The organism is Bradyrhizobium sp. AUGA SZCCT0105 (genome assembly GCF_018129565.1).
Classification (GTDB): Bacteria; Pseudomonadota; Alphaproteobacteria; order Rhizobiales; family Xanthobacteraceae; genus Bradyrhizobium.
Genome location: NZ_JAFCMK010000002.1, coordinates 532,359 through 547,348, shown reverse-complemented (window position 1 = coordinate 547,348; position 14,990 = coordinate 532,359). Strand labels below are relative to the sequence as shown.

Annotated in this window: 18 protein-coding genes; 12 read left to right on the top strand and 6 right to left on the bottom strand. The window is 64.8% G+C overall.

Annotated features, from left to right (window positions below):
• Positions 1–4: 4 nt before the first annotated feature.
• The 3 genes from JQ573_RS11680 to JQ573_RS11670 form a co-directional block, all read right to left on the bottom strand.
• A complete protein-coding gene (locus JQ573_RS11680; protein ID WP_212310040.1) occupies positions 5–892 on the bottom strand; it encodes a hypothetical protein in 888 nt (295 codons plus the stop codon).
• 87 nt (positions 893–979) lie between these two features.
• Positions 980–1,732: a flagellar type III secretion system pore protein FliP gene (gene fliP, locus JQ573_RS11675; protein ID WP_212310039.1), complete on the bottom strand. Its 753-nt coding sequence runs from the start codon at positions 1,730–1,732 to the stop codon at positions 980–982.
• Entirely contained in the window at positions 1,729–2,658 is a 930-nt protein-coding gene (locus JQ573_RS11670) for a flagellar biosynthetic protein FliO (protein ID WP_212310038.1), read from the bottom strand. Before JQ573_RS11670 ends, fliP begins: the two co-directional genes overlap by 4 nt.
• 371 nt (positions 2,659–3,029) lie before the next feature.
• On the opposite strand from JQ573_RS11670, the gene flgB reads away from it, so the two are divergent.
• The 9 genes from flgB to JQ573_RS11625 all read left to right on the top strand — a co-directional run bounded on the left by flgB (position 3,030) and on the right by JQ573_RS11625 (position 11,462).
• Positions 3,030–3,440 carry a flagellar basal body rod protein FlgB gene (gene flgB, locus JQ573_RS11665; protein WP_207831093.1) on the top strand — a complete coding sequence of 137 codons (411 nt, stop codon included), beginning with the start codon at positions 3,030–3,032 and terminating at the stop codon, positions 3,438–3,440.
• 111 nt (positions 3,441–3,551) lie between these two features.
• Positions 3,552–3,977 carry a flagellar basal body rod protein FlgC gene (flgC, locus tag JQ573_RS11660; RefSeq protein WP_097675999.1) on the top strand — a complete coding sequence of 142 codons (426 nt, stop codon included), beginning with the start codon at positions 3,552–3,554 and terminating at the stop codon, positions 3,975–3,977.
• 26 nt (positions 3,978–4,003) lie between these two features.
• Positions 4,004–4,315 (top strand): flagellar hook-basal body complex protein FliE, encoded by a 312-nt coding sequence (gene fliE / locus JQ573_RS11655; protein WP_092115393.1) that lies wholly within the window; start codon positions 4,004–4,006, stop codon positions 4,313–4,315.
• A 149-nt stretch (positions 4,316–4,464) separates the two neighbouring features.
• Positions 4,465–4,728 (top strand): flagellar biosynthesis protein FliQ, encoded by a 264-nt coding sequence (gene fliQ, locus JQ573_RS11650; RefSeq protein ID WP_050401183.1) that lies wholly within the window; start codon positions 4,465–4,467, stop codon positions 4,726–4,728.
• Between the two features lie 18 nt (positions 4,729–4,746).
• Positions 4,747–5,517, top strand: a complete 771-nt coding sequence (gene fliR, locus JQ573_RS11645; protein ID WP_092115392.1) for a flagellar biosynthetic protein FliR — start codon at positions 4,747–4,749, stop codon at positions 5,515–5,517.
• Positions 5,518–5,630: 113 nt separating this feature from the next.
• Positions 5,631–6,704: a flagellar biosynthesis protein FlhB gene (gene flhB, locus JQ573_RS11640; protein WP_212310037.1), complete on the top strand. Its 1,074-nt coding sequence runs from the start codon at positions 5,631–5,633 to the stop codon at positions 6,702–6,704.
• Between the two features lie 141 nt (positions 6,705–6,845).
• Positions 6,846–9,425, top strand: coding sequence for a cell cycle histidine kinase CckA (gene cckA, locus JQ573_RS11635; protein ID WP_212310751.1), 2,580 nt, complete (start codon positions 6,846–6,848; stop codon positions 9,423–9,425).
• A gap of 249 nt (positions 9,426–9,674) precedes the next feature.
• On the top strand, positions 9,675–10,634 hold the full coding sequence (locus JQ573_RS11630) for a TIM44-like domain-containing protein (protein ID WP_212310036.1): 960 nt from the start codon (positions 9,675–9,677) through the stop codon (positions 10,632–10,634).
• Positions 10,635–10,835: 201 nt separating this feature from the next.
• Entirely contained in the window at positions 10,836–11,462 is a 627-nt protein-coding gene (locus JQ573_RS11625) for a lectin (protein WP_249131783.1), read from the top strand.
• Between the two features lie 145 nt (positions 11,463–11,607).
• On the opposite strand, the gene JQ573_RS11620 is transcribed toward JQ573_RS11625, so the two are convergent.
• Positions 11,608–12,015: a DUF3606 domain-containing protein gene (locus tag JQ573_RS11620; RefSeq protein ID WP_212310750.1), complete on the bottom strand. Its 408-nt coding sequence runs from the start codon at positions 12,013–12,015 to the stop codon at positions 11,608–11,610.
• Positions 12,016–12,168: 153 nt separating this feature from the next.
• Between JQ573_RS11620 and JQ573_RS11615 the strand changes: the two genes are divergently transcribed.
• Positions 12,169–12,876 (top strand): glutathione S-transferase, encoded by a 708-nt coding sequence (locus JQ573_RS11615; protein ID WP_212310034.1) that lies wholly within the window; start codon positions 12,169–12,171, stop codon positions 12,874–12,876.
• Positions 12,877–13,023: 147 nt separating this feature from the next.
• On the opposite strand, the gene JQ573_RS11610 is transcribed toward JQ573_RS11615, so the two are convergent.
• Both JQ573_RS11610 and JQ573_RS11605 read right to left on the bottom strand, forming a co-directional pair.
• The gene (locus JQ573_RS11610; protein ID WP_212310033.1) at positions 13,024–13,383 is read right to left on the bottom strand and encodes a GFA family protein; all 360 of its coding nucleotides are present in this window, start codon (positions 13,381–13,383) and stop codon (positions 13,024–13,026) included.
• 9 nt (positions 13,384–13,392) lie between these two features.
• Positions 13,393–14,067: an isoprenylcysteine carboxylmethyltransferase family protein gene (locus JQ573_RS11605; RefSeq protein ID WP_212310032.1), complete on the bottom strand. Its 675-nt coding sequence runs from the start codon at positions 14,065–14,067 to the stop codon at positions 13,393–13,395.
• Positions 14,068–14,222: 155 nt separating this feature from the next.
• On the opposite strand from JQ573_RS11605, the gene JQ573_RS11600 reads away from it, so the two are divergent.
• Positions 14,223–14,549: a helix-turn-helix transcriptional regulator gene (locus JQ573_RS11600; RefSeq protein WP_050421144.1), complete on the top strand. Its 327-nt coding sequence runs from the start codon at positions 14,223–14,225 to the stop codon at positions 14,547–14,549.
• On the top strand, positions 14,549–14,989 hold the full coding sequence (locus JQ573_RS11595; RefSeq protein ID WP_212310031.1) for an SRPBCC domain-containing protein: 441 nt from the start codon (positions 14,549–14,551) through the stop codon (positions 14,987–14,989). The genes JQ573_RS11600 and JQ573_RS11595 overlap by 1 nt, the downstream gene beginning before the upstream one ends.
• The last annotated feature ends 1 nt before the right edge of the window (position 14,990 follow it).

Here is a 14,990-nt window from a genome sequence, read left to right as displayed (position 1 = left end):
GCGCTCATCCGTCATACTGGTCCGGCGCCATCGCCCATGGCGCCTGGTCGTAGCCGTTGGCGAAGGAGCGGTTGGTCTGCGCCGGATTGCGGTTGACCAGCGGCCGCAGATACATCGGATGGGTGGCGCTGCGCACCTCATGCTCGACGGTGAACAGGTGCCGGCCATTGGCGGGATCGACGATGTCGCAGAAGCGGTACTGATACTGATTGTCCTCGCGGGACACCAGGTTGCGCTCGCGCAGCCGCTTGTAGGGGCCGGAGAAGTCCGTGATGTAGATCTGGACGTGATGGCCGTCGAACTCGCCCTGCGCCTGGTCGGTCTCGCGGAATTGCAGATACTGGTCCTTGCCGACCTTGGCGCGCGCGACGACACCGTCGCCGTTCACGACGCCGGCGGGGATGCCCATGATTTCGGGATAGAACCGGCTGATCGCCTCGGCCGTGCCGTGCGGCACTTCAAATTCAACATAGGGTAGGCCGAGCGCGATGCGCCCGAACCGCGCGGCGTCCGGTTCAAAGCAGCGCAGCCGGTTGCCCCAGGGGCAGGTGGCCTCGACGTGATCGTTGCGCTCGCGATAGCCGAACGCGGTGCCTTCGAGCTTGGGCGCGACCGCGGCGAGCCGCTGTAGCAGGGCCTGCCGTCCGGCGATCACGATCGCCGTGTGGCCGCGCAGCACCTGCGGCCGTCCGCTCGGCAGATGAAACTGGCTGCGGCCGGCATTCACCCACATGTTGCTGTCGGAGACCATCAAATAGGGATCGCGGGTCAGTCCGATGCCGGCGACGTAGAACAGCGTGGCGAGGCGCTGGTCGGGCACCTGCACGTTGACATGCTCGAGATGGATGGCGTTGCCGAGGTCTTCTGCGGCGCGGTCGAATGGCTGCTGCACGGCGCGGCTCCCTGGATGCGGTGCCGCGCATGATAGTGCAACGGCGCGGCCGATCCAGCTGACAGGCCATGAATGTTTCGCAGGGCGCTACCCCCCGTAACTCTGCACCAGGCTGCCGGCGACCAGCGCCCAGCCGTCGACCAGCACGAAGAAGATTAGCTTGAACGGCAGCGAGACCACCACCGGCGGCAGCATCATCATGCCCATCGACATCAAGACCGAGGCGACCACGAGGTCGATGATCAGGAACGGCAGGAACAGGAGGAAGCCGATCTCGAATGCGCGCTTCAGCTCGGAGATCATGAAGGCCGGCACCAGGATGCGCAGCGACATCTCCTCCGGCGTCGCCGGCGGCGGCTCGCCGGAAAGGTCCATGAACAGCTTCAGATCCTTCTCGCGGACGTTCTTCTGCATGAAGCCGCGCAAGGGGACCGAAGCGCGCTGCAGCGCTTCCTCGACGCCGATCTGGTTGGCGACCAGCGGCTTGATGCCGTCGTCGTAGGATTTTTGCAGCACCGGCCCCATCACGAAGGCGGTGAGGAACATCGCAAGCGCGATCATCACCGAGTTCGGCGGCGCGGTCGCGGTGCCGAGCGCGGTGCGCAGCAGCGACAGCACGACCACGATGCGCGTGAACGACGTCATCATGACGAGGATCGACGGCGCGATCGACAGCACCGTGAGCAGCGCGATCAGCTGGATCGCGCGCTCGGTCACGCCGCCATTACCGCCGCCGAGATTGATGCTGATATCCTGCGCCATCGCCGGATCGGCGAAGGATCCGGCGGCGATCAGGACAGCGATGAAAAAAACTCTACGCGGGACTGCGCCTGATCTCACGAAGGATTCTTCGGTCGGCCGAGCAGCGATGCCATCTCGTCCTCGAGATTCTCGAAGCCGCTCTTCTGTCCGCCGGCGGGCGGGGCAGGCGGCTCACTACGCGGCGCGCGAACCGGCGGCGCTTCGGGCGCAACCGGCGGTGCGGCGGTCTCGTTGGCGCCGGTCGGGCGGCGCAGCGCAGCCTCGAGCCGCTGCGCCATCTCGGCCAAATTTGCATCGGCGTTCGATGCCGGCGGCACCGGCGGAGGCGCCTGGGTTGCGACCGGCGGCGGAGCAGGGGGAGGCGGCGGCGTGACGGCGCGCTCGGGCGCCCGCGGCGGCGCCTTCGGCGGCTCGGCAGCGCGCGGCGGACGCGGGATGACGGGTTCGGAGCGCGGCGGCAGGCGCGGCGGCATCGGATCGGGCCGCGGTTCGCTGCGCTCGGCCGTAAAGCCCGTCAGCGGATCGTTGCGACGCTCGGCGATCGGCGGCGGGGGCCGGCGCAGCTCGTCGGCGAAGGAGGGCCGCGCTTGTCGCGGCGGCAGCTCCGGCTCGGGAAGGTCGAAATTGTCGGATCGGGCGGCTTCGCTCTCGTTCCAGGCGGCATCCGGAAGCGGCGCCACGCGCGGCGGCGCGGCATCGGCTGCGACCGCGGGGCGGGTCGACATCTGATCGCGCCCCGGCATCGCCCGGACGATGTTCGGCTCGACGACGATGTCGGTGGGACCACCGATCATCAGGAGATGCTCGATGTTGTCGCGGCGGACCAGCACCAGCCGGCGGCGGCCATCGACGGCCGCGGCGTCGATCACGGCCAGTCGCGGCATCCGTCCGCGGTTGGCGTTGGCCCCGAGGCGGTTCCCGGCGAAGCGGCGGACGAGCCATGCGGTGACGCCGATCAGCGCCAGCACGACAACGAATGCCAAGACGAATGTAATGACCTGCATATTGGAGTCCCCGGCCATCGTGGCCTTCCTCAGCTTCCGCCATCAACGAGCGCGGATTGATAGGTGCGGTTTTGCGCAGCGAATCGCGCCCGAGATTCGCCTTATTTCTTAATTCCCAGCGGCTTGCAGCCGACTGTTCTATTAATAAACCAAGAATCGCTTGTCCCAAAACGACTTCTCAGCGCCCCATGCTGTCTTGGTTTGTGCTGGTTAACGCAGCATTCGTGGCGAAAATGCGCTCGCCGGCCGCAGTTGCGGCGTTCTCCACGGCTCCGTCCGACATTTTAACCACCCGTTAACCATACACCGGGCAAATTCTGCCTACCTCGGAAGGCCCAAGAGGCGCCCAAGAGGTTAACGGAGCCGCGGCGATGTCCATGAACGATCTGCCGATCCTGTCGGCGTTGCGCAGCAAGATGCAGTGGCACCAGGAGCGCCAGCGGGTGCTCGCCGAGAACATTTCCAATTCCGACACGCCGAACTTCCGGCCGCGCGACCTGGTCGAGCCGAAGTTCGACCGGGCCGGCACCACGGTCGGCGGCGGCATGGGGACGCTGCCGATGATGCAGACCAGCGCGACCCACATGGCGGCGTCCGGTGCGCCGGACACATTCGACAATGATCGCGGCAAGAGCGGGTTCCAGACCCGCCCGGCCGGCAATGCGGTCAATCTCGAGGACCAGATGCTGAAAGTGTCGGCCAACCAGATGGACTACGCGGCCGTCACCTCCCTCTACAGCAAGAGCCTGCATCTGCTGAAAACCGCGATCGGCAAGGGTTAGGGCATGATCCGGAAAAGTGTGATGCGGTTTTCCCTCGCGACAAACGCGGAACGCGTTTGCGCGGAGATCATGCCCAAACCAGCAAAAGCCTGACGGCGGCGGGAGGATCCCATGGCAGATGGAACAAGCGATTTCACCCGCTCGATGAGCATCGCGACCTCGGGCCTGCGCGCGCAGGCGGGGCGGATGCGGGTGATCTCGGAAAATATCGCCAACGCCGATTCGACGGCGCAGACCGCGGGCGGCGATCCCTACCGCCGCAAGGTGCCGACCTTCTCCTCCGCGCTCGATCGTTCGCTCGACGCCCAGGTCGTGACGCTCGGCCGGATCCGCCCCGACCAGTCGTCATTCCGCATCAAGCACGAGCCGGGCAATCCGGCGGCCGACGCCTCCGGCAACGTCAAATATCCGAACGTCAATTCGATGGTCGAAATGACCGACATGCGCGACGCCCAGCGCTCCTACGAGGCGAACCTCAACATCATCAGCGCAACGCGGCGGATGATCCAGCGCACGCTCGACATCCTCAAGTCCTGACGCAACGAGAACAGGGAACGCAAATCATGGCTACACCGACAGTCGCCGCCAACGCCTACGCCAACCTCGCGAAATTGATGGAGCGCGGCGGTGTCGAGAAGGCCGGGCAGGCCGTCGCCGGCCCGTCCTTCAGCGCGCTGCTGAAGGACTCCGTCGGCAGCGTGCTGGAAGCCGGCAAGAAGTCCGACGCGCAGACCATGGCGATGGCCTCCGGCAAGGCGAATGTGATGGATGTGGTGACGGCGGTCGCCGACACCGACGTTGCGGTGTCGACGTTGGTCTCGGTGCGCGACCGTGTGATCCAGGCCTATGAAGACATCATGAAGATGCCGATCTAGCCGTCATTCCGGGATGGTCCGAAGGACCAGGCCCGGAATCCATAACCACGATCGGGAGTATGGATTCTCAAATGTGCAATTGCACATCCTGGCTCTCGCGTCGCGATCCCCGGAATGACGAGAACAAACAACTGAAGGCGAGAACAACAATGACCGGCCCTGAAACTCTCGACGTGGCACGCGACGCGATCTGGACCATCGTGCTGGTATCGTCGCCTTTGATGGTGGTCGGCCTCGTGGTCGGCGTCGTGGTGTCGTTGTTCCAGGCGCTGACCCAGATCCAGGAGCAGACGCTGGTCTTCGTGCCGAAGATTCTCGCGATCTTCGTCACATTGCTGCTGGCGCTGCCCTTCATGGCGGACGCGCTCAGTAGCCACATGATGCGGATTTCGTCGCGAATCATCGGCGGTTGATGCACTAATGCCGCGGTCATGCGCATCGATGTCTCCCTGCTTCCGGCGCTGGCCGCAATCTTCGTGCTGGTCTTCGCGCGCGTGGGCGCGATGGTGATGCTGCTGCCCGGTTTCGGCGAGAGCAACATCCCGGCACGGGTCAAGCTGTCGATCGCGCTGCTGCTGACGCTGATCATCCTTCCCCTGCATCGCAACGCCTATCATGTCGACCTGACGTCGATCTCCTCGCTCGGCGTCCTGATGGTGCATGAGCTGATCATCGGCATCGTGCTCGGCGCGACCGCGCGGGTGACGCTGTCGGCGCTCAACGTCGCGGGCTCCGTGATTGCGCAGCAGCTCGGGCTCGGCTTCGTCACCGCGGTCGACCCGACCCAGGGGCAGCAGGGCCAGATCGTCGGCAACTTCCTCACCATCCTCGGCCTGACGCTGCTGTTCGCCACCGACAGCCATTATCTCGTCATCGCGGCGCTGAGCGAAAGCTACCGCATCTTCTCGCCGGGCGAGATCATGCCGACCGGCGACGTCGCCGCGCTTGCGACCTCCGCGTTCTCCGCCGCCTTCAAGATCGGCCTGCAGCTGTCGGCGCCGTTCCTGGTGTTCGGCCTCGTCTTCAACATCGGGCTCGGCGTGCTGGCGCGGCTGATGCCGCAGATGCAGGTCTACTTCGTCGGCGTGCCGCTCTCGATCGTGGTCGGCTTCCTGATCTTCGGCGTCGTGCTGGCGGCGATGATGAATACCTATTTCGACTACTTCAACGGCGTCATGCGCCAACTCGCTCCAATGAATTGATGAGTGAGCGTTTTCGAGCGAAGTGGGAACCGGTTCGCGTGAAGAAAACGCGTCAAAGATAGGGGCCGCAGAACATGATGCGATCAAGTCGCATCATGTTCTAGGGAGAAGAGATGGCCGACGATACCGAAGACAAAACAGAAGACCCTACGCAAAAACGTCTCGATGACGCCCTTGAGAAAGGCGACGTCGTCAAAAGCCAGGAGGTCAACACCTGGTTCATCATCGCCGGCGCCACGTTGGTGCTGTCGACCTTCTCCGGCTCGATCGGCGGCGGCATCTTGGTGCCGCTGCGCAATCTGATCGCCAATTCATGGATGATACGCACCGACGGTGCCGGCCTGCTTCAGCTGACCCAGACGCTCGGCTACGCCGTGGTCGCCGCGATCGGCGTGCCGTTCCTGATGTTGGCGCTGGCCGCGATCGCGGGCAACATGATCCAGCATCAGCTGGTCTGGTCGGGCGAGCAGCTCAAGCCGAAATTCTCCAAGATCTCGCCGGCGGCCGGCTTCAAGCGGCTGTTCGGCAAGCAGGCGGTGGCGAACTTCCTGAAAGGCCTGTTCAAGGTGATCGCGCTCGGCGTCGTGATGGTCATGGTGCTGTGGCCCGATCGGCTGCGGATGGAATCGTTCCTGCGGGTCGATCCGGCCGAGCTGCTGCCCGCCATCACCGGCATGACGGTGCACCTGCTGGCGGCGGTGGTCGCCCTCCTCGCCGTGGTTGCGATCGCCGACTACTTCTTCCAGTACCGGACCTGGTACGAGCGTCACAAGATGTCGCTGCAGGAGATGAAGGAGGAGTTCAAGCAGTCGGAAGGCGACCCGCACGTCAAGGGCAGGATCAAGCAGTTGCGGGTCCAGCGCGCCAAGAAGCGCATGATGGCCCAGGTTCCGAAGGCCTCGGTGATCATCACCAACCCGACCCACTATTCGGTGGCGCTGGCCTACGACCGCAGCATGTCGGCGCCGATCTGCGTCGCCAAGGGCGTCGACAACCTCGCCTTCAAGATCCGGGAGATCGCCAAGGAGCACGACATTCCGATCGTGGAGAACGTGCCGCTGGCCCGGGCGCTCTATGCGACCGTCGAAATCGACAAGGAAATCCCGGTCGAACACTACCATGCGGTTGCCGAAATCATCGGCTACGTGATGCGGCTGAGGCGCGGCCTGTCCGGCCTGCGCCAGTAAGGGGCGGAAAACCGCTTGAAATGCGCGTAACTTGCGAAATTGCCGCCTGATGGACTTGCGTTTTCGGGTCCGATTCAGGCACTCAGGGGCGAGGTGGCCGGCCGGTCGCCTTCGTGATGCAGACGAGCCATGTCTCTCCAGATGACCGCCGATAGCAACGATCCTCCCGCGACCGAGCCGTTCGTGGCTCACGGGCCAGCGCGGCGGAGCGGCAGTATCCTGCTGGTGCTCCTGATCGCCACCGGCATCGTCGCGGTGGCGGTCTGGCTCATGACCATCGGCCGGACCCAGGCGCAGCCCTATATCCTGTTTGTGCTGGCGCTGCTCGCCACCGTGGGGCTGTTCAACCTGTTCGCCCTTGCCGCCGGCATCATCCGCTTCTCCGACCGCACGAGCGACGACCCGGTGATGGGCCGGATCGCCGACCACGCCCATGAAGGGCTCGTCGTCACCGACTCCCGCGGCCACGTGGTCTATTCCAACGCCGCCTATCTCACGCTGACCGGCGCGGCAGGCCCGCAGGACGTCCGTCCCGTCGAACGCGTCTTTATCGGCAACCCCGACGTCTCCGAGGCGGTGTTCCGCCTGTTGAAGGCGGCGCGCGAGGGCAAGCGGCAGCAGGAGGAGGTCCGCGTCGCCGGCCACGAGGCCGGGCAAGGTGGCGGACAAGGCCGCTGGCTGCGCCTGCGGGTACGCCCGCTCGGCGAGGGCAAGCGCGACGCGAAATATGCGGTGTGGTCGATCGCCGACGTCACCCGCGACCGCGAGCGCCAGGAAGACGTGTTCCAGGAACTGCGGCACGCGATCGAATATCTCGATCATGCGCCGTGCGGCTTCTTCTCGGTCAATCCGGCCGGGGAGATCGCCTATATCAACGCCACGCTGGCCAACTGGCTGGACTACGATCTCGCCGAGATCGGCTCGGGCGGCCTGAAGCTGACCGACATCGTCTCGGGCGACGGCGCGGCGCTGCTGACCTCGATCGCGGCGGTGCCCGGCGAGGTCAAGACCGAGGTGTTCGACATCGACCTGCGGATGCGCGGCGGCAAGACCGTGCCGGTGCGGCTCTATCACAAGCTCGCCTTCGGCGCCGACGGCGCGGCGGGCGCCTCGCGCACGCTGGTGATCAGCCGCGCCCGCGACGAGCATTCCGATCCGGAGCGTGCCGCCGAGGTGCGCTTCATGCGCTTCTTCGACCATACGCCGATGGCGATCGCGACCGTCGATCGCGGCGGCAATGTGGTCGGCGCCAATGCCCGCTATGCCAAGCTGGCGCAGGGGTTGAACGGCGACGGCGGCGCGGCCAAGTCGATCTTCCGCGCGGTCAATCCGCGCGACCGGGGCCTGCTGATCGCCGCGATCAACCAGGCTGCCGAGGGCCAGGGCGACATTGCGCCGGTCGAGGTGATGCTCGACGGGCCTAAGGAGCGCTCCGCCCAGTTCTTCGTCACCACCGTCGAGAAGGACGAGCGCGACGCCGAGACCGCGATCGTCTACATGCTCGAGACCACCGAGCGGCGCGCGCTGGAAAACCAGATCAACCAGTCGCAGAAGATGGAGATGGTCGGCCAGCTCGCCGGCGGCATCGCGCACGACTTCAACAACGTGCTGTCGGCCATCATGATGGCGAACGACTTCCTGCTGAACGCGCACAAGCCGACCGATCCGTCGTTCCAGGACATCATGCAGATCAAGCAGAACGCCACCCGCGCCGCGACGCTGGTGCGGCAGCTGCTTGCGTTCTCGCGCCGCCAGACGCTGCGGCCGCAGGTGCTCGATCTCGGCGATGCGCTCTCCGACCTCACCATGCTGCTGCGCCGGCTGATCGGCGAGAAGGTCAAGCTCGACCTTGTGCATGGCCGCGACCTGTGGCCGGTCAAGGTCGACGTCTCGCAATTCGAGCAGGTGGTGGTCAATCTCGCGGTGAACGCGCGCGACGCGATGCCCGACGGCGGCAAGCTGATCATCCGCACCACCAACGTGCCGACCGAGGAAGCCGCGCAGCTCGCCAACAAGGGCATGCCGGCGGCCGATTATGTGAAGATCGAGATTTCGGACACCGGCACCGGCATTCCGCACGAGATCATCGACAAGATTTTCGAGCCGTTCTTCTCGACCAAGGAAGTCGGCAAGGGCACCGGCCTCGGCCTGTCCACGGTCTACGGCATCGTCAAGCAGACCGGCGGCTTCGTCTATGTCGATTCCGTGCCGGGCGGCGGCACCACGTTCCGGATCTATCTACCGAGGCATCACCAGGAGCAAGAGGTTGCACCGGAGGCGCATGCCGGCAACAGCGCGGCGAAGGAAACCGCCGCCGCGGATGCCACCAAGCCGAAGCCTGATCTCACCGGGCAGGGCACCATCCTGCTGGTCGAGGACGAGGACGGCCTGCGCTCGCTGAATGCGCGTGGCCTGCGTTCGCGCGGCTACAGCGTGATCGAGGCGGCGAACGGCGTCGAGGCGCTGGAGGCGTTCGAGGAGAACAACGGCAAGGTCGACCTCGTGGTGTCCGACGTCGTGATGCCGGAGATGGACGGGCCGACGCTGCTGAAGGAAATGCGCAGCCGCAATGCGGAGCTGAAGATCATCTTCGTCTCGGGCTATGCCGAGGACGCGTTCGAGAAGAGCCTGCCGGAGAACCAGCAGTTCGCGTTCCTGCCGAAGCCGTTCACGCTGACGCAGCTGGTTGCCGCGGTGAAGGAAACCATGACGGCGAACTAGGCCCGGGTGACGAGCCATGATACCCCTTCGCTTCCTGCAGGGCAGGGGCAATGTTGCAATGCGGTCTCGCGGTTGAACCTGAGCCCCATCTCGCGCTAGGACGCGCTGTCGCATCCACAAGGACCATTGTGTCACATCGCCGCGACCGAGGGCCGCAGCCGCGGTTCCCGTTTCCCGCTTCACTTTTATCGGGCCCTGCCCATGTTAGGGGTGTTTCCCCATGCCGGGGAATCCTTTGAGGAAACCAACATGAATTTCTCGCAACGCACGCGTGGAATTGTCCGGGCGATCGCCGTCGCGATGGCGCTGGCGCTGCCCGTGATGATGACCGTTTCGGCGGCCGACGCCCGCGTTGGCGGCGGCGGCTCGCGCGGCTCGCGGACATTCTCCGCGCCGCCCTCGACCAGCACCGCGCCGGGCTCGGTTGCTCCGATGAACCGTACCTTCAGCCAGCCTGGTAGCCCCAGCATGGGCTCGCCGGCGGCGGCGAATTCCGGCGGCCTGTTCGGCCGCGGCGGAATGGGTCGCGGCCTGCTCGGCGGCCTGGCCGCGGGCTTCCTTGGCGCCGGCCTGTTCGGCATGCTGTTCGGCGGCGGCCTGTTCTCGGGCCTCGGCGGGTTGTCGTCGATGTTCGGCCTGCTGCTGCAGATCGGTCTGATCGTGCTGGTGGTTCGGCTCGCGATGTCGTGGTGGCAGCGGCGCAATGCGCCGGCCGCCGCCTACGCGGGGGGCCCCGACGTCGGCCCTGGTCCGCAGGCGAACGCCCGTTCGGGCTTCGGCTTTGGCCTCGGCGGCGGATCGAATGCGCCGGTCGAGATCACACCTGGTGACTACGAGACGTTCGAGCGGTTGCTCGGCGACATCCAGGCCGCGTGGTCGAACGAGGACATTGCGAAGCTGCACACGCTCGCGACGCCGGAAATGGTGTCGTACTTCTCGAAGGATCTCGAGGAGAACAAGGCGCGCAACGTCACCAACAAGACCTCCAATGTGAAGCTCTTGCAGGGCGATCTGGCGGAAGCCTGGCGCGAAGGCGACAGCGAATATGCGACGGTCGCGATGCGCTACTCGCTCGTAGACACCATGCTGGAGCGCGGCACCGGCCGTCAGGTCAGCGGCGGGCAGCCGGAGGAGATCACCGAGGTCTGGACCTTCGTGCGCCAGCGCGGCGGCAACTGGGAGCTTTCGGCGATCCAGCAGACCAACTGATCGACAGCCGGTCACGACAAGTACAAGGCGCCGCGGCATCAACCGCGGCGCTTTTGTTTTGTGGGCTTCATTCGCGTGTCGTGGCGCCGGAATATCCGGACTACCTGCGGGTTGATGTCAGCGGGCTAAAGCAACCATCGGGAGAACGAGATGAAGTTCACTGCGCATATCGCGGTTCCTGCCTGTCTTGCGTTCGTCGTCATGGCCGCGCCGCCGGCAACGGCGCAGACCGCCGACACCAGCTTCTTCGTCACCAGCAACGGCATCGGCAATGGCGGCAATCTCGGCGGGCTCGCCGGCGCCGACAATCATTGCCAGACCCTGGCGCAGGCTGCGGGCTTCGGTGCGCCGAAGACATGGCGCGCCTATCTCTCGACCCAGGCGGCCGACGGGAAGCCCGCGGTGAACGCGCGCGATCGCATCGGCAAGGGCCCGTGGAAGAATGTGAAGGGCGTCGTGGTCGCCAAGGACGTCGCCGACCTGCACAGCGCCGGCAACAATCTCACCAAGCAGACCGCGCTCTCCGAGAAGGGCGAAGTCATCAACGGTGCCGGCGACACGCCGAACCGCCACGACGTGCTGACGGGATCGCAGGCCGACGGTACGGCGTTTGCGGCCGGTGAGGACCGCACCTGCAAGAACTGGACAAGCAGCACGCAAGGCGCCGCCATGGTCGGGCATTTCGACCGCAAGGGTCTGCGCGATGACGAGCCGTCAAAATCCTGGAATACGTCGCATCCTTCGCGCGGTCCTGACGGCGGCTGCTCGCAAGCCGATCTGAAGAGCACTGGCGGCGACGGCCTGCTGTACTGCTTCGCCGCGAATTAACGGGAGAGGTGGGCGGCGTGTGACAAACGGTCGTCATTGCGAGGCGCGATAGCGACGAAGCAATCCATCTTTCCGCGCATGCGGCGCGATGGATTGCTTCGCTTCGCTCGCAATGACGAGGAGAGAGCGGCGTGCCCTCGACCGCTCAGCTCTCCTTGCGCTTGCCGGCCTTCTTGGCGGTCTTCTTCGCAGTCTTCTTTTTCTTTGCGGTTTTCTTCTTGTTCGCGAAATGGGCCTCGACCTTCTTTGAGGAATGTCCGACCTCGGCCACCGCGGCCTTGAGGCGGGCAGGGGTCACCTTGAACTTCTTCGACCAGTAGCGGACCTCGTAGGGCTCGCTGATCGCGATCCGCGCGCGGTCGGCGGCCATGTGCCGTTGCTCCTTGAAGTGGGCTTCCACCTTCTTGGCGGAATGCCCGACCTTCTTGACGGCCGCCTTGAGCTTTGCCGGTGTGACCTTGAACTTCTTGGACCAGTACGCAACTTCGTAGGACTCGCTCAACGCGATCAGAGCGCGATCTTGTGCGCCCCGCTTCTTCTTGTTGTCCGCCATAAGTTGATCCTTCATCGAAGATTCGACGCTGGAACCTTAGCAGTCTCCGCGCAATTCGGACAGACGCGCGGTGGACGGTGGACGATCTGACCGCACCACGGCTACGATCACCGTGAAGCAAAGCGATGCGGCGAAGTTTGTGGAGGTAAGTGCATGCACTATCAGCTTTACTACTGGCCGATGATCCAGGGCCGCGGCGAATATGTCCGCCTCGCGCTCGAGGATGCGGGCGCTGAATATACCGACGTCGCGCGCGGCAAGGGCGGCACCGGCGCCATGATGAAGATGATGGGCGCGCGCAAGGGCACGCCGCCCTTTGCACCACCGTTCCTCAAGGCCGGCCAACTCGTGATCGGGCAGACCGCCAACATCCTGCTCTATCTTGGCGCGCGCCATGGCCTCGCGCCGAAGGCGGAGGCGGGAAAGCTCTGGGTGCACGAGTTGCAGCTGACGATTGCGGACTTCGTGCTGGAGATCCACGATACCCATCACCCGCTCGGCCCGTCGCTGTATTACGAGGATCAGAAGGCGCCGGCGAAGAAGCGCACGGAAGAGTTCTGGAAATCGCGGGTGCCGAAATATCTCGGCTATTTCGAGGATCTTGTGCAGGCCAATGGCGGCGCCTTCGTCACCGGACGCCGGCTGACTTACGCCGACCTGTCGCTGTTCCAGATCGTGGAAGGCCTGCGCTACGCCTTTCCGAAGCGGATGGCCGCGTTCGAGAAGAAGGTCCCGCGCCTGATTGCGGTGCGCGACCGCGTCGCCGAGCGGCCGAACATCAAGACGTATCTGGCAAGCGAGCGGCGGATTCCGTTCAACGAGGAGGGGATCTTCCGGCGCTACAAGGCGCTGGATTTGTGATCGCCTGTGCGCAGTCCTGCTGTTCTCGTCATGGCCGGGCAGAAGCGAAGCGCGTCTTCGCGCTAGATGATCCGGCCATCCACGTCTTTGTCTCCAGATGATGGATGCCCGGGTCAAGCCCGGGCATGACGGATGTGGCGGTGAATTCTATCGATTCCTTCCGTCCACCGGCGTCATCGCGATCTTCGACAGGTCGATGCCGTCGATGCAGTTGACATTGAGCGCGATGATGTCGGCGCCATCGGGCTTCTTGCCGCGCGCGAACACGTCGACGCCGCAATCGACGCAGAGCTGGTGGCGGATCGCATGGCGGTTGAACAGATATTCCTTCAGGTTCTCGGCGCCCGCGCGAAGCTGGAAGCTCGATGGCGGCATGAATACGAAGTGCAGGCCCTTCTTGGTGCAGATCGAGCAGTTGCAGGCGGTCACCATGGCCATGTCAGTGGTGCATTCGAAGCGCACCTGGCCGCAATGGCAGCCGCCGGTGTAGGTCTTGCTCTCTGCCATGATGGTCCCTCACCACAGTCCGGGCACGAGGCGATAGCGCACTCGTGCCACGTAATCGGCATAGCCTGACAACCCCGCCATCAGCGTGCGCTCCTCGATCCCGGTGCGGAACGCGAACATCGCGAAGAACACCGGCGCGAAGGCAAGGCCCCACCAGGAGCCGAGCGTCAGCGGCACGCCGATGAAGAACAGCATCACGCTCGCATACATTGGATGGCGGACCAGCGCGTAGGGCCCGGTCGAGATCACGTGATGGTGGCGCTCGGTCTGCACCTTCACGACCGGCGCGGCGAACGAATTGGTGCGGAAAACCCACAGGATCAGCGCGGTCGAGGCCAGATACAGCACCAGGCCGAGCACGATCAGCAGCACGCCGGCATTGGCGCCGCCAAACCGGCGATCGAGCCCCATCGCGACGAACCACAGCACGGCAATGACCAGGAACACCAGCATGAAGCGCTTGTCCTCGGCGGGCTGGCCTTCGCGCGCGGTGAGCCGCATGCGCTCGGCCAGCAGGCCGGGATCGACCTTGGCAAGCCATAGTCCGCAGGCCGGGCCGATCAGCGCCGAGGCGATCAGGTAAGCCCACGCGCCGGGCCAGTGCAGCGTGCCGGCGAAGCCAAACAGCAGCGCGGCCATGGCGAGGACGAACAAGGTGTTCTGCAGGAGGAGCTTTGCGATCATGGGCGGGCTCCGTGATTCCAGCCGCGATTATCGCACCCTTTTTCCGGCAAACATGCGACCGCATTCATCAACTTTCGGAGCACGCCAGTGTTCCTGCGCCGCGACTGCATCGTCTCTGCATTGACATTCGTATAAGCAATCGCTTATATATTTTTATGACCGCCGCCATGCAGCTGACCAATGTGCTCAAGACCCTCGCGGACCCGACGCGGCGGGCGGTGTTCGAGCGGATCATCCGGGAAGGGGAGATCGCCGCGACCGGGCTGGTGCAGGGCTCCAAGGTGTCGCAACCGGCGGTGTCGCAGCATCTGCGCGCGCTGCGCGATGCCGGCCTCGTCGCCGAGCGGCGCGAGGGCAGGCACATCCATTATCGCGTCGCGCCGAAGGGGCTCAGCCCGCTGATCGACTGGCTCGGCCATTACGAGACGTTCTGGGCCGAGCGCTTCGCAAATCTGGAACGCCTGTTGAAGGAGAGTGAGTGATGGGTGAGACACACGCGATCACGGTCGAGAAGGTGCTGCCTTATGCCGCCGACAGGATCTGGCGCACGCTGACCACGAGCGAATTGCTGATGAAATGGCTGATGCCGAACGATTTTCACCCGAGCGTCGGGCACAAGTTCACTTTCCGCACCAAGCCGATCGGCGATTGGGACGGCGTCGTGCATTGCGAGGTGCTGGATTGCGATCCGCCGCGCCTGCTGCGCTACTCCTGGAAAGGCGGCGCCGACACCAATCCGGAATTCGGCTCGAAGCTCGACTCGGTCGTCACCTGGACGCTGACGCCGGTCGAGGGCGGCACGCAGGTCCGCATGGTGCATGACGGCTTCGTCTTCCCCGGCAACCGCTATGCCTTCGACATGATGAGCCCGGGCTGGGGCAAGATCGTCGATGCGATCGGACGGGTCACCGCGGAAGCCTGAC